This window comes from Streptomyces sp. NH27, from assembly GCF_056859195.1.
On the sequence record NZ_JACEGK010000215.1, the window covers coordinates 1 to 12426 of the forward strand.

The 12426-nt window shown below is 70.9% G+C and carries 14 protein-coding genes; 6 read left to right on the forward strand and 8 right to left on the reverse strand.

Annotated features, from left to right (window positions below; all coding sequences use genetic code 11):
• Positions 1-6 precede the first annotated feature (6 nt).
• The 4 genes from AC13HU_RS18750 to AC13HU_RS18765 all read right to left on the reverse strand — a co-directional run bounded on the left by AC13HU_RS18750 (position 7) and on the right by AC13HU_RS18765 (position 2782).
• Positions 7-618, reverse strand: coding sequence for a nucleoside triphosphate pyrophosphatase (locus tag AC13HU_RS18750; protein ID WP_483043043.1), 612 nt, complete (start codon positions 616-618; stop codon positions 7-9).
• Positions 619-660: 42 nt separating this feature from the next.
• Positions 661-795 (reverse strand): morphogenic membrane protein MmpB, encoded by a 135-nt coding sequence (gene mmpB, locus AC13HU_RS18755; RefSeq protein ID WP_483043044.1) that lies wholly within the window; start codon positions 793-795, stop codon positions 661-663.
• Between the two features lie 103 nt (positions 796-898).
• Positions 899-1108 carry an acyl-CoA carboxylase subunit epsilon gene (locus tag AC13HU_RS18760; RefSeq protein WP_483043045.1) on the reverse strand — a complete coding sequence of 70 codons (210 nt, stop codon included), beginning with the start codon at positions 1106-1108 and terminating at the stop codon, positions 899-901.
• Between the two features lie 84 nt (positions 1109-1192).
• The gene (locus tag AC13HU_RS18765) at positions 1193-2782 is read right to left on the reverse strand and encodes an acyl-CoA carboxylase subunit beta (RefSeq protein WP_483043046.1); all 1590 of its coding nucleotides are present in this window, start codon (positions 2780-2782) and stop codon (positions 1193-1195) included.
• 185 nt (positions 2783-2967) lie between these two features.
• On the opposite strand from AC13HU_RS18765, the gene AC13HU_RS18770 reads away from it, so the two are divergent.
• Positions 2968-3846: a biotin--[acetyl-CoA-carboxylase] ligase gene (locus AC13HU_RS18770; protein WP_483043047.1), complete on the forward strand. Its 879-nt coding sequence runs from the start codon at positions 2968-2970 to the stop codon at positions 3844-3846.
• 94 nt (positions 3847-3940) lie between these two features.
• The gene (locus tag AC13HU_RS18775; RefSeq protein WP_483043048.1) at positions 3941-5392 is read left to right on the forward strand and encodes an adenylate/guanylate cyclase domain-containing protein; all 1452 of its coding nucleotides are present in this window, start codon (positions 3941-3943) and stop codon (positions 5390-5392) included.
• A gap of 117 nt (positions 5393-5509) precedes the next feature.
• Here AC13HU_RS18775 and AC13HU_RS18780 read toward each other — a convergent pair whose 3' ends face one another.
• The 4 genes from AC13HU_RS18780 to AC13HU_RS18795 form a co-directional block, all read right to left on the reverse strand.
• Positions 5510-5923: an NUDIX hydrolase gene (locus AC13HU_RS18780; RefSeq protein WP_483043049.1), complete on the reverse strand. Its 414-nt coding sequence runs from the start codon at positions 5921-5923 to the stop codon at positions 5510-5512.
• Between the two features lie 185 nt (positions 5924-6108).
• A complete protein-coding gene (locus tag AC13HU_RS18785; protein ID WP_483043050.1) occupies positions 6109-6615 on the reverse strand; it encodes a DUF6907 domain-containing protein in 507 nt (168 codons plus the stop codon).
• Positions 6612-7478 carry a helix-turn-helix domain-containing protein gene (locus tag AC13HU_RS18790; RefSeq protein ID WP_483043051.1) on the reverse strand — a complete coding sequence of 289 codons (867 nt, stop codon included), beginning with the start codon at positions 7476-7478 and terminating at the stop codon, positions 6612-6614. Before AC13HU_RS18790 ends, AC13HU_RS18785 begins: the two co-directional genes overlap by 4 nt.
• 205 nt (positions 7479-7683) lie before the next feature.
• Positions 7684-7914 carry a hypothetical protein gene (locus tag AC13HU_RS18795; protein WP_483043052.1) on the reverse strand — a complete coding sequence of 77 codons (231 nt, stop codon included), beginning with the start codon at positions 7912-7914 and terminating at the stop codon, positions 7684-7686.
• A 177-nt stretch (positions 7915-8091) separates the two neighbouring features.
• Here AC13HU_RS18795 and AC13HU_RS18800 point away from each other — a divergent pair, with 177 nt between their 5' ends.
• The 4 genes from AC13HU_RS18800 to AC13HU_RS18815 all read left to right on the forward strand — a co-directional run.
• A complete protein-coding gene (locus AC13HU_RS18800; RefSeq protein ID WP_366414315.1) occupies positions 8092-9270 on the forward strand; it encodes a helix-turn-helix domain-containing protein in 1179 nt (392 codons plus the stop codon).
• Between the two features lie 250 nt (positions 9271-9520).
• The gene (locus AC13HU_RS18805; protein ID WP_483043053.1) at positions 9521-9964 is read left to right on the forward strand and encodes an NUDIX domain-containing protein; all 444 of its coding nucleotides are present in this window, start codon (positions 9521-9523) and stop codon (positions 9962-9964) included.
• Between the two features lie 172 nt (positions 9965-10136).
• Entirely contained in the window at positions 10137-11441 is a 1305-nt protein-coding gene (locus AC13HU_RS18810) for a cytidylyltransferase domain-containing protein (protein ID WP_483043055.1), read from the forward strand.
• Between the two features lie 97 nt (positions 11442-11538).
• Positions 11539-12426 (forward strand): N-acetylneuraminate synthase family protein (locus tag AC13HU_RS18815; RefSeq protein WP_483043054.1); only part of this gene is annotated, 888 nt, incomplete at its 3' end.

Genomic DNA, 12426 nt, shown 5'->3' on the forward strand with positions numbered 1-12426 from the left:
GCGCGGCTACGTCCACAGGTCGGTGATCGGGGTGCCCAAGTCGGCGAGGAGGGTGCGCAGGAGGGGGAGGGAGAGGCCGATCACGTTGCCGGGGTCGCCCTCGATGCCGTCGACGAAGGGGGCCGAGCGGCCGTCGAGGGTGAAGGCGCCGGCGACGTGGAGGGGTTCACCGCTGGCGACGTAGGCCGCGATCTCGGCGTCGTCGGGGGTGCCGAAGTGCACCGTGGTGGAGGCGGTCCGGGACAGCCGGCGGCCGTCGGCGGTGTCGATGACGCAGTGCCCGGTCTGTAGCACCCCGCTCCGCCCGCGCATCGCACGCCACCGCTCGGTGGCTTCGGCCGCGTCCTTCGGCTTGCCCAGCGCGCGGCCGTCGAGTTCGAGTACCGAGTCGCAGCCGACCACCAGTTCACCGCCGTCCAGCAGCCCGCCGTCCGCGACCGCCGTCGCCTTCGCCTCGGCCAGCACGCGGGCCAGTTCGGCGGGGGAGGGCGCGGTGATCGCCTCCTCGTCGACGCCGGAGACCACCACCCGGGGGTCAAATCCGGCCTGCCGCAGCAGCCCGAGACGGGCGGGCGAGGCGGACGCGAGGACGAGGGTGCGGCGGGGCGATGAGGTCACCGGGCCATCGTAGAGAACGCCCGAACCGGTGCCGCCGCCCGCTCACGCCTGCCAGAAGACCAGCGCCATCCCCACGACCGCCGCCACCGCGAACAGCAGCATCGCCCGGCGCAGCATGACCTCGGCACGGCGCAACTCCTCGTCGCGCTTGCGCGGTTGATCGTCGGACCAGAGCATGCGGTCAAGGGTGGACCGCCGCGCGGCCGCGCGCCTGAGTACGAGTACTCACTGCGCGGCGCGGCTCACTTCCCGTCCCGACCGCCCCAGCAGTTCTCCGCGATCACGCCGGCCACACCGAGGTGCGCCACGCCGCCGGGCCGGGCAGGGGCGCGGCGCCCGGCACCGTACGGGCCGGGTCGGACCACGCGCTCCTGGTGCCCGGCCGGTCGTCGCCGCCGGAGTCCAGCGCGGCGGCCCGCGCCTGGACCAGCGCGACGACCGCCGCCAGCTCCTCCGGGGTCGGCCGGCCCCGCTCCACCTTGATCATCATCTGTGCGGTCCTCCTACGAGCGTGCGGATGGCCCGGTCCGGGTGTGGGTGCGGGTGTTGGCGGCGCAACCGTTGAACACCGCTGCTACAGCGGGATGTTGCCGTGCTTCTTCGGCGGCAGGCTCTCCCGCTTGTTGCGCAACGTCCGCAGCGCCTTGACGAGTTGGGCCCGGGTCCTGGACGGCTCGATGACCGCGTCCACGTAGCCGCGCTCGGCCGCGATGTAAGGATTCAGCAGGGCGTCCTCGTAGTCGGTGATGAGCCGCTGGCGCAGCTCGTCGGCCTCCTCCGGGGCGGCCGCCTCGGCGAGGGCGCGGCGGTGCACGATGTTGACGGCGCCCTGCGCGCCCATGACGGCGATCTGGGCGGTGGGCCAGGCGAGGTTGAGGTCCGCGCCCAGGTGCTTGGAGCCCATCACGTCGTACGCGCCGCCGAACGCCTTGCGGGTGATGATCGTGATGAGGGGCACGGTCGCCTCGGCGTACGCGTAGATCAGCTTGGCGCCGCGGCGGATGATGCCGTCCCACTCCTGGCTGGTGCCGGGCAGGAAGCCGGGGACGTCGACGAAGGTGACCACCGGGATGTTGAAGCTGTCGCAGGTCCGCACGAAACGCGCGGCCTTCTCCGAGGCGTTGATGTCCAGGCAGCCGGCGAACTGCAACGGCTGGTTGGCGACCACGCCCACCGGCCGGCCCTCGATACGGCCGAGGCCGGTGAGGATGTTCGGTGCGAAGAGGGCCTGCGTCTCCAGGAACTCGCCGTCGTCCAGGACGTGTTCGAGGATCTTGTGCATGTCGTACGGCTGGTTCGCCGAGTCCGGGATGAGCGTGTCCAGCTCGCGGTCCTCGTCGGTGGACTCCAGGTCCGCCTCGACCGGGAAGGCGGGCGGCTCCTCCAGGTTGTTGCTCGGCAGGTAGGACAGCAGCGCCTTGACGTACTCGAAGGCGTCCTTCTCGTCGCCGGACAGGTGGTGGGCGTTGCCGGAGGTGGTGTTGTGGGTGCGCGCACCGCCCAACTCCTCCATGCCGACGTCCTCGCCGGTCACCGTCCTGATCACGTCAGGACCGGTGATGAACATGTGCGAGGTCTGGTCGACCATCACCACGAAGTCGGTGATCGCGGGGGAGTACACCGCGCCGCCCGCGCACGGGCCGACGATCAGGCTGATCTGCGGGATCACCCCGGAGGCGTGGGTGTTGCGGCGGAAGATCTCGCCGTACATGCCGAGCGAGGCGACGCCCTCCTGGATGCGGGCGCCGCCGGAGTCGTTGATGCCGATCATCGGGCAGCCGGTCTTCAGCGCGAAGTCCATCACCTTGACGATCTTCTCGCCGAACACCTCGCCCAGCGCCCCGCCGAAGACCGTGAAGTCCTGCGAGAAGACCGCCACCGGGCGGCCCTCGACGGTGCCGTAGCCGGTGACCACGCCGTCGCCGTACGGGCGGTTGTCCGCCAGCCCGAAGTTGGTCGAGCGGTGCCTGGCCAGTTCGTCCAGCTCGGTGAAGGAGCCCTCGTCCAGCAGCAGTTCGATCCGCTCCCGGGCGGTCAGCTTGCCCTTGGCGTGCTGCTTCTCCACGGCCCTGCGCGAACCCGCGTGCGTCGCCTCCTCGATCCGGTGGCGCAGGTCGGCGAGCTTTCCCGCGGTCGTGTGGATGTCGTACTGCGGCTCGGCCATGGACGCGGCTCTCCTGCTCTCGGCGGGTCGTACGCGTACGGTTCGCGCGTACGTGACTGGCGAGTAACGCTGCTGAGTAGCGTAGTGGTGACGCAGACGAACGAGCAGTGCGGCGTTCGCCACATCACCTACGGGGCACGCGGGCGTGGCGCCGACCGGGTGGGCGGTGCTCATAGGGTGAGGGCATGACGTCCAGCCGCTGGTCCGACCTGGAACGGCCACCGCTCAACGCCGGGGCCCTGAGCAAGGCGGTGGTCACACCGGAGGCGGTATGGACCTCGCTCGATGTGGTGGAGGCCACCGGCTCGACCAACAGCGACCTGTCCGCGCGGGCCGCGCGCGGCGCGCCCGAAGGCGCGGTGCTGGTCGCCGAGGAGCAGATCTCCGGGCGCGGCCGGCTGGACCGGCGGTGGAGCGCACCGGCCCGCTCCGGCCTGTTCTTCTCGGTGCTGCTCCGGCCGGGTGAGGCCACCGCGACCGCCGACGGCATCCGCAAGCCGGTCCCCGTACACCGCTGGGGCTGGCTCCCGCTGCTCGCCGGCGTCGCCACCGCCACCGCGCTGTCCCGCGCCGCCGGCGTCGACACGGCACTCAAATGGCCCAACGACCTGCTGCTCACCGTCGACGGCGAGGAGCGCAAGGCCGGCGGCATCCTCGCCGAGCGGGTCGGGGAGACCGCCGTCGTCATCGGCATCGGGCTGAACGTCTCCCTGCGCGCCGAGGAACTGCCCGTCCGGACCGCCACCTCGCTCGCCCTCGCCGGCGCCCCCGGCACCGACCGGGACCCCCTGCTGCGGGCCGTCCTGCGCTCGCTCGGCGACTGGTACGACGCCTGGCGGGCGGAGGACGGCGACCCGGCCGCGTCCCGGCTCCAGCAGACCTACGCGGCCGGCTGCTCGACCCTCGGCCGCCAGGTGCGGGCCGAGCTGCCCGGCGGGCGGGACCTGTCCGGCACGGCGGTCGCGGTCGACGGCGACGGACGGCTGGTGATCGCCGGGCCGCACGGCGAGCAGCCGGTCGGCGCCGGCGATGTCGTCCATCTGCGCCCCACCGAGGGAGAGTGAGCCAGGGCACACCTGCCGTATCGTTGAGGGGCTGCGTCGTCTCGATGATCGGAAGGGCTGTGCGCAGGGACTCTTCAGGGGCCGGGCGGTAATCGTGGACAACGACAGCCCCCCGCCGACCGCCTCCGGCGGTGAAGCCGCTTCCGACGGTGCGCGTGCCGCGTCCGGCGGTGATGGCGCGTCCGGCGATGCCGCGTCCGGTGATGCCCGTGCGGATGCCTCCGGCGGTGGGGCCGGCGACGGGTCCGGGGCCGCTTCCGGGTCCGGGTCCGGGTCCGGGCACGCTTCCGAGGGGGCACCGGGCGGCGGTGCCGAGGCCGAGCCCGATGCCGATGCCGGCGGTGGGTCGGCGGATTCCGGCGTACCCGCGGCGTCCGGTGTACCCGCGGCGTCCGGTGCGTCCGCACTTTCCGCTGAACCGGCCGAACGTGCGGAAGACGGCGCGGAGGACCCCGGCGAGGGCCAGGAACCGGGGGAGGGTCAGGAGCCCGGCGAGGACCAGGACCCCGGCGAGGCCGGGGCGGAGTCCGGGGAACACCCGCTGGCGCTGCGGCTGGAGCAGCTGATCCTCGGCGCGCCGCGCCGCTACACCCCTTTCCAGGCAGCCCGCACCGCGGGCGTGTCCATGGACCTGGCGTCCCGTTTCTGGCGGGCGATGGGCTTCGCCGACATCGGCCAGGCCAAGGCGCTCACCGAGGCGGACGTTCTGGCGCTGCGCCGCCTGGCGGGTCTGGTCGAGGCGGGCCTGCTCAGCGAGTCGATGGCGATCCAGGTGGCGCGGTCCACCGGGCAGACCACCGCGCGGCTCGCCGACTGGCAGACCGACTCCTTCCTCGAAGGGCTGACCGAGCCGCCCGAGCCCGGCATGACCCGGGCCGAAGTGGCCTACCCGCTGGTCGAGTTGCTGCTGCCGGAGCTGGAGGAGTTCCTGATCTACGTGTGGCGCCGCCAGGTCGCGGCCGCCACCAGCCGGGTCGTGCAGTCCGACGACGAAGAGGCGGTCGACCGCCGGCTCGCCGTCGGCTTCGCCGACCTGGTGGGCTTCACCCGGCTCACCCGCCGGCTGGAGGAGGAGGAACTCGGCGAGCTGGTCGAGGCGTTCGAGACCACCGCGGCGGATCAGGTCGCCGCGTACGGGGGGCGGCTGATCAAGACGCTCGGTGACGAGGTGCTCTTCGTCGCCGACGATCCCGGGACCGCCGCGGAGATCGGGATACGGCTGATCGAGACGATGATCGGCGACGAGACGATGCCCGCGCTGCGGGTGGGGATGGCGTTCGGCACGGTCACCACGCGGATGGGGGACGTGTTCGGGACGACCGTCAACCTCGCGTCCCGGCTCACCTCGATAGCGCCACGCGACGCCGTGCTCGTGGACGGGGACTTCGCGGAGGCGCTCGGCGCGGCCGGGGAGGCCCCCCTCTCCGAGGCCGACGTCGACGCGACCGCGGAGAAGTACCGCTTCGCCCTCCAGCCGATGTGGCGCCGCCCGGTCCGAGGGCTCGGCGTGGTCGAACCCTGGCTGCTCTCCCGCCGAGAGGGCTGAACCGATCCCCCCGGGTGCCCTCGTTCCCGTCGCTTCCGGGGGCGCCCGCCGGAGGGGAGCGGTCGCGAGGCACCCGCCTCCCCGGGCCCCGCGGACGCTAGGAGCCCGCCCTCTTCCCTACCGGGCGAGAACACCGTCCAAGTACGCCTGCACAGGCGCGAAGAGCCCGTAGGGAACGTATTCGGCGATCTCGGAGTGCGCACACCAGGCCAGCTCCGCCAGTTCGTCATCGTCGGCGACACGTGCGGTGCCCGCTACGACGTCGCAGGCGGTGTACGACATCAGCCGGTGCGTCTTCGGATGGACCCGCTCGCCGATCCGTTGGACGGCTACGACGTGGAGACCGGTCTCCTCATGCGTCTCCCGAACGGCGGCTTCCTCCGGCGACTCTCCCGCCTCGATCGCTCCGGCCGGGAACTGCCAGGAGAGCTGTCCCTCGGCGATGCGTCGACGGACCATCAGGACACGCCCCTCATGGGCGATGATCGCCGCCGAGATGCCCGGGCGCTCATCCGTCTGTTGATCAGTCACGATTGTTCCTCCAAAGCTGCGATCACTGGCGGGAAATGGCGACGTGTAACGCCTGCGGCCGGCCAGCTCGTAAAGCGTCATGCTGCCCTTGGTCTTCTCTGTTCGGTGATGTCAGCAGAACGAACCGCGCTCTCGCCGCGTGCGCGCACCTTCGGAAGGATGACGGCACCGCCGTATGTCCCAGCTCACGAGGGCTGTTTCGTCGACGCGCGGTGGTGGGTGGCCCAGTCGTCGTGGATGGTGCGGAAGGTGGGGAGGACGTCGCGGGTGAGGTGGTCGGTGTGGGCGCGTAACTGGGCGATGAGCGTGATGAGTTCGGCGGGTTCGTGGCAGGTCGTCGTGTGGTTCTGGGTGATCTGGACGTGGAGGACGGGGGTGAGGGGGTCGTCGGGGTGGGCGTGGTCGGGGTGCGGGTGGCACTCGATCTCGCAGAAGTACGACGCGATGCCGTCGTCGGCGTCCGGGGTGTCCTCGCGGCGGGTGACGAGGGGCGTGGTCATGCCCGTGAACGGGAAGTGGTGCACGATGTCGGTGAGGGTGAGGCTCAGGGTGCGCGGGTCGAGGTCGGTCTCGCTGGGGTCGTCGTCCGCCCAGGCGGGCAGATAGCCGTAGGCCGTGGTGCCGTTGGTCGTGGTGATCCGCCAGGTACGTGCCCGGCTGGTCGTACGTAACGCCGTGGCGTCGGTGCTCATCGCTGGGGTTCCTTCGCGGTGTGCTCCTCCAGCGCGGTGCGGAGGAAGGTCAGGGATTGGGTGGGCGTGAGGGCGGTGTCGCGGAGCAGGTCGTAGGCGAGCCGCAGGGGTTCGACGTCTTCGGGTTCTTCGACGAGGTGGCCGCTCCAACTGCTCTGCGTGTAGGCGACGGTGTGGCCGTCCTGGAAGAAGATGAGTTCCAGGCAGCTGCGGATGTGGTGGGGCCCGGTGCCGAACGGGACCACGTGCAGCGAGACATCGGGTTGCTGGGCGACCTCGATGAGGTGTTCCAGTTGTGCGGTCCACGTCTGGGGGTCGCTGGCTTTGCGACGTAGTACCGCCTCGTCGATCAGGGCGCGGTAGTGGACGGGGTTCGGGCCGGTGAGGCGGTCCTGGCGCTTGAGCCGTGTGGCGACCTGGGCGCTCAACTGCTTGATGCTGTGGGGGCGGGCGGTGCGGAGTTGTTCCTCGGCGTAGGCGCGGGTCTGGAGGAGATAGGGGATGGCGCTGACGGCGTACTCCTGGACGCTCACCGCGTCGGACTCCAAGGGGGCAAGTCCCAGGAACGGCTTGTCCTTCGCCTCCCGTTTGGCCAGGTGCCACAGCTTCACCAGGAGGTCGCCGGTGCCGTACACCTTGTCCAGCGCCGTGGCCGCCTCCACGGTGCCGAGGCGCTGCCCCCGCTCCAGCCGGTGCAGGTACGACTGCTCATACATACACAGCCCCGCGAGTTCCATCAGCGTCATCCCCGCCTGCTGCCGCCGATAGGCCAGTTCACTGGCGTACAACTCCCGCGCGGACAACCACTCCCAGTCGATGGCGACCTTGGTCCCGCTCCCGCCGCTTCCGCTGCTGCCGTTCATACGGAAATCCTCTCTACGGTGATGGTCGTGCTGGTGCTATGCGCCCCGGGGGCACGGGAATTCCGCGCGCCCGGGTCACCACGTCCCCTTGTCCGGACTCGAAACGGAGTCGTCGTTTGCCTGCCCGCACAAGCAATGGGCCGGCCTTCTGTGCGGGTTCGCTCCGATTACGGATCGGCCTTGCCTCGGCCGGAGAGTCGGGCGCTCAGGTCCGACTTTCGATCCACTCGGCCAGTTCGAAAATCGGCTCGGTCTCGCAGCCGCCCAGATCCACGAAAGAGCGCCCGAGGATCGGGTGACCGCCCTTGAGCGACGGAAGGGGGCGCAACCCGGCCTTGCGAAGAGCCGTTTGGAGCGCGGTCGCCGCCTGCTGGCCTCGTAGCAGCGGGTCCGTGGCGTCAGTGCGCCCGTTCGTGCGATCCGGTTCCACGGCCATGTCCGCTCATCTCTCCTCACTCCGTGCCGGCCGACGAGCGCGTCCGGATCGGCGAAATCTTTCAGTAACCAGACAACGCCAGGAGATCAAGATCAGTTGGCACATTGCTTGCACAACGCCTGCCCGTGGAGCTGGAGTTGATTGGGTCACGGGCTTTGACATGGGAGAGTGGTCGCCATGGAGAGCACACCGGCGGCCGGCGAGAACATCGCCGTACTGCGCAAGGCCAGAGGCATTGGGCAGGAGCGACTGGCCCGGGAAGCGGGGATCTCGTACTCCTACCTGAGCAAGATCGAGGTGGGTACCAGAGCGGCGACTCCTCCGGTGGTCGCGGCCATCGCGAAGGCCCTGCATGTGACCACTGCCCGCATCTACGGACAGCCTTTCCTCGGGCCGTCCGAGCAGGCCGACCTGCTCAATGACCTGCGGGGTGCGGTGCGGCGCCATACCTTGCCGAAGGAAGACGCCCTGAGCCCCTCCCGTCTGCGGGAAGAGCTCAAGCGGGCCGCGACGCTGCGGGCGGACACCGAGTACCTGGAGTTGTTGCGCATCCTGCCGAGGCTGCTCGGACAGGTGACCGCCAGTGCCATGGACTCCGGCGGCGACGCGACCGCTTGGGGCTACGTGGCCGACATATACGGCTGCGCGTACGCCGTCGCGCACCGGCTCGGCCAACCCGACCTCGCCGACATGATCGTGTCTCGTCAGTTCTGGGCTGCTCAGCAGACCTGGAACCCCCAGGCGGAAGCCGGAGCGGCCTGGAACGAGGCCGGTACCTTCCAGAGCGCCGGTCAGTACGACGACGGCCTCGAAATCGTGGAACGGGCCATCAGCAAGTACGAAGCGGCGGGTGCCGGCGGAGCTGAAAGGGCCGTGCACCTGGGCTCTCTGCACCTTCGCGGCGTCGTCCTGGCCTCACGCCACAAGGACGCGAACGCCACCAATGCCCATCTGGAGCGGGCCTGGGCCCTCGCCGAGCAGCTTCCCGGGGACGTGCTCCAGCACAATCTCACCTTCGGGGTGGGGAACACAGCTCTGTACGAGCTGGCCGCACACATCGAGTTGGGGAAACCGGACCAGGCGGCGGAGATGTCCGCGCCGCTGATCGACAACCCGCCCGCCGGGCTCAAGCCGAACAGGGTCGGCAGACTGTTCATCGACGTGGCCAGGGCCCGACTCGCGACGAAGGACCTTGACGGAGCGGAGAACGCCCTCAAGCGAGCGTTCTCGGTGGCTCCGCAGATGACCGAGATCCACCCCATGAGCCGCGAAGTCCTCCGCGTGCTCTTCATACTCCATCAGAGGTCGAAACCGGACCTCATGGAAATGGCGAAGCGGGCCGGACTCACCGCGTAGCAGCACCCCCTCCGCGGAAAGACCCGCACCATCTCAGGGGCGCCGTCCAGGTGGCGCTCGCCTTCGCGCCGGGACGGGGGAGTCGGCGAGGCATGCCACCGGGTCCTGCGGCCCTTCCCCGAACTGGCCCGCCGCGCGCGGGAAGCGCTGGCTTGAGACGCTGATCAGCCGGCCGACGAAGGGACACATCGTGCTTCACCCGAAGACTGACGACGATCGGCCCCCGGCTCTCGAACCCGCTCGCGAATCCATGACGCTGCTGGTCGCCGCCGTCATCGTGCACGACATGGCCCGCAACCGTGTCGTCCTGCTTCAGCGCAGCGAGACTGCCAAGTTTGCCCAGGGCAGGTGGGACCTCCCCGTCGGCAAGAGCGAGCCCGGCGAACCGGTCACGGAGACCGCCGTACGGGAGTTGTACGAGGAGACCGGCCTGACCGTGAGACCTGGGGCGTTGAAGGTCGCCCACATCATCCACAGCGCCTGGGGAGTCGAGGCTCCCAACGGCTTCCTCACTGTGGTCTTCGCCGCCCACGAATGGACCGGCGAGGTCGAGAACCGCGAACCCCGCAAGCACGCGCAGGTCCGCTGGGTCGACGTTGACGCCGTTCCCGAGGACTTCGTGGAGACGACCGGGAGCGCCCTGCGGGGGTATCTGGCCGGTGGTCCCGAGGTGTCGCTGGACGGCTGGCGGTAGATCCGGAGGCTCGGCTGGCTGTCGGGGGCCGTGCGTGCCCTCCACCGGCAGGTGATCCCTCGGCCGACAGAACCGGGGCACCCTCGCAAACTCAGGGGTGCCGGCCGCGCAACTTGCGGCGCTCGCCTTCCGGGCCGGCCGGGGGGGAGTCGGCGAGCCGTACGACCGGGTCCTGCGGGCCCTCCCGGCCCGCGACGCCCGGGTCCTCGCCGTCATCCCCGCCCGCGGCGGCTCCAAGGGCGTGCCCGGCAAGAACGTGGCGACGGTCGGCGGAGTGCCGCTGGTGGCCCGCGCGGTACGCGCCTGCACCGCCGCCCGCCGGATCGGCGCGATCGTGGTCTCCACCGACGACCCGGCGATCGCCGAAGTGGCCCGGGCGGCCGGCGCCGAGGTGGTGCTGCGGCCGGCGTCGATCGCCGGCGACACCGCGACCAGCGAGGCCGCCGTGCTGCACGCCATGGACGCGTACGAGGCGATGAGCGGCAGCGCCGCCGACGTGGTGCTGCTCGTCCAGTGCACCAGCCCGTTCATCACCGGCGACGAACTCGACGGCGTGATCGAGGCGATCGCCGACGGCGGCGCCGACACCGCCCACACCGTCACCCCCTTCCACGGCTTCGTCTGGCGTGAGGACGGCGCGGACGCGGGAGCGGGCACAGCCGCCGCCGGCAGCGGTGCAGCTGGAACCGGTACCGCCCGAACCAAGGCCGCTGCGAACGGAGTTGCCGGCACCGCCGCGGACTTCCGCGGCAACGCCGTCGGCGTCAACCACGACAAGGCCACCCGCCCGCGCCGCCAGGACCGCCCGCAGGACCTGCTGGAGACCGGCGCCGCCTACGGCATGCGCGCCGACGGCTTCCGCGCCGCCCGGCACCGCTTCTTCGGCCGCACCAGCCTGGTGTGGACCGACCCGGCCCGGGTGCTGGAGATCGACGAGCCCGCCGACCTGGAGCGGGCCCGCGCGCTCGCCCCGCTGCTCGACGCCGGCGCCACCACCCCGCGCCGCGACGACGTCGACGCGGTCGTCCTCGACTTCGACGGCACCCAGACCGACGACCGGGTGACGATCGACTCCGACGGCCACGAGGCGGTCACGGTGCACCGGGGCGACGGCCTCGGCATCGCCGCGCTGCGCTGCGCGGGCGTGCCCGTACTGATCCTGTCCAGCGAGACCAACCCGGTCGTGGCCGCCCGCGCCCGCAAGTTGCAGGTGCCGGTGCTGCACGGCATCGACCGCAAGGACCTCGCGCTCAAGCAGTGGTGCGAGGAGCAGGGCATCGCCCCCGACCGGGTCCTGTACGCGGGCAACGACGTCAACGACCTGCCGTGCTTCAGCCTCGTCGGCTGGCCGGTCGCCGTGGCCGGCGCACACGACGTGGTGCGCGCCGCGGCCCGCGCGGTGACCACCACGCAGGGCGGGTACGGCGCGATCCGCGAGATCGCCGCCTGGCTGCTCGGCCCCACGCTCGCCCGCTGAGTCCCGTACCCGTCCTGGTTCTGTCCCCCTTCTCTTCCCCGGGCCGTCCGGCCCGTGCCAACTCCCCTGTCCCAACCCCGTAGTGAAGGAACACGCCGTGACCACCACCCTCCCCGCCAACCTCCGTGCCGTCGGCTCCCGCCACATCGGCAACGGCCAGCCCGTGTACGTCACCGGCGAGATCGGCATCAACCACAACGGCGACCTGGAGAACGCGTTCGCCCTGATCGACGCGGCCGTGGCCGCGGGCTGCGACGCGGTCAAGTTCCAGAAGCGCACCCCGGAGATCTGCACTCCTCGCGACCAGTGGGAGATCGAGCGCGACACCCCCTGGGGCCGGATGACGTACATCGACTACCGGCACCGCGTCGAGTTCGACGAGGAGGGCTACCGCGCGATCGACGAGTACTGCCGCAAGCGGGGCATCGACTGGTTCGCCTCCCCGTGGGACGTGCCCTCCGTCGAGTTCCTGGAGAAGTTCAACGTGCCGGTGCACAAGGTCGCTTCGGCCTGCCTCACCGACGACGAGCTGCTCCAGGCGCTGCGCGCCACCGGCCGTACCGTGGTGCTGTCCACCGGCATGTCGACGCCGAAGCAGATCCGGCACGCGGTCGAGGTGCTCGGCAGCGACAACATCGTGCTGTGCCACGCCACTTCGACCTACCCGGCGAAGCACGAAGAGCTGAACCTGCGCATGATCAACACCCTCCGGACCGAGTTCCCGAACGTGCCGGTCGGCTACTCCGGCCACGAGGTCGGCCTGCAGACCACGCTCGCCGCGGTCGCGCTCGGCGCGGTCTTCGTGGAGCGGCACATCACCCTCGACCGCGCCATGTGGGGCTCGGACCAGGCCGCGTCCGTCGAGACCCAGGGCCTGGAGCGCCTGGTCCGCGACATCCGCATCATCGAGACCTCGCTGGGCGACGGCGTCAAGAAGGTCTACGAGGGCGAGTTGGGCCCGATGAAGAAGCTGCGCCGGGTGCCC

What these genes read in the sequence shown, in the direction of transcription:
- mmpB (WP_483043044.1), bottom strand. Translation starts at nt 795, where the DNA reads ATGCTCTGGTCCGACGATCAACCGCGCAAGCGCGACGAGGAGTTGCGC.
- AC13HU_RS18760 (WP_483043045.1), bottom strand. Translation starts at nt 1,108, where the DNA reads ATGATGATCAAGGTGGAGCGGGGCCGGCCGACCCCGGAGGAGCTGGCG.
- AC13HU_RS18765 (WP_483043046.1), bottom strand. Translation starts at nt 2,782, where the DNA reads ATGGCCGAGCCGCAGTACGACATCCACACGACCGCGGGAAAGCTCGCC.
- AC13HU_RS18770 (WP_483043047.1), top strand. Translation starts at nt 2,968, where the DNA reads ATGACGTCCAGCCGCTGGTCCGACCTGGAACGGCCACCGCTCAACGCC.
- AC13HU_RS18785 (WP_483043050.1), bottom strand. Translation starts at nt 6,615, where the DNA reads ATGAGCACCGACGCCACGGCGTTACGTACGACCAGCCGGGCACGTACC.
- AC13HU_RS18790 (WP_483043051.1), bottom strand. Translation starts at nt 7,478, where the DNA reads ATGAACGGCAGCAGCGGAAGCGGCGGGAGCGGGACCAAGGTCGCCATC.
- AC13HU_RS18795 (WP_483043052.1), bottom strand. Translation starts at nt 7,914, where the DNA reads ATGGCCGTGGAACCGGATCGCACGAACGGGCGCACTGACGCCACGGAC.
- AC13HU_RS18800 (WP_366414315.1), top strand. Translation starts at nt 8,092, where the DNA reads ATGGAGAGCACACCGGCGGCCGGCGAGAACATCGCCGTACTGCGCAAG.
- AC13HU_RS18805 (WP_483043053.1), top strand. Translation starts at nt 9,521, where the DNA reads ATGACGCTGCTGGTCGCCGCCGTCATCGTGCACGACATGGCCCGCAAC.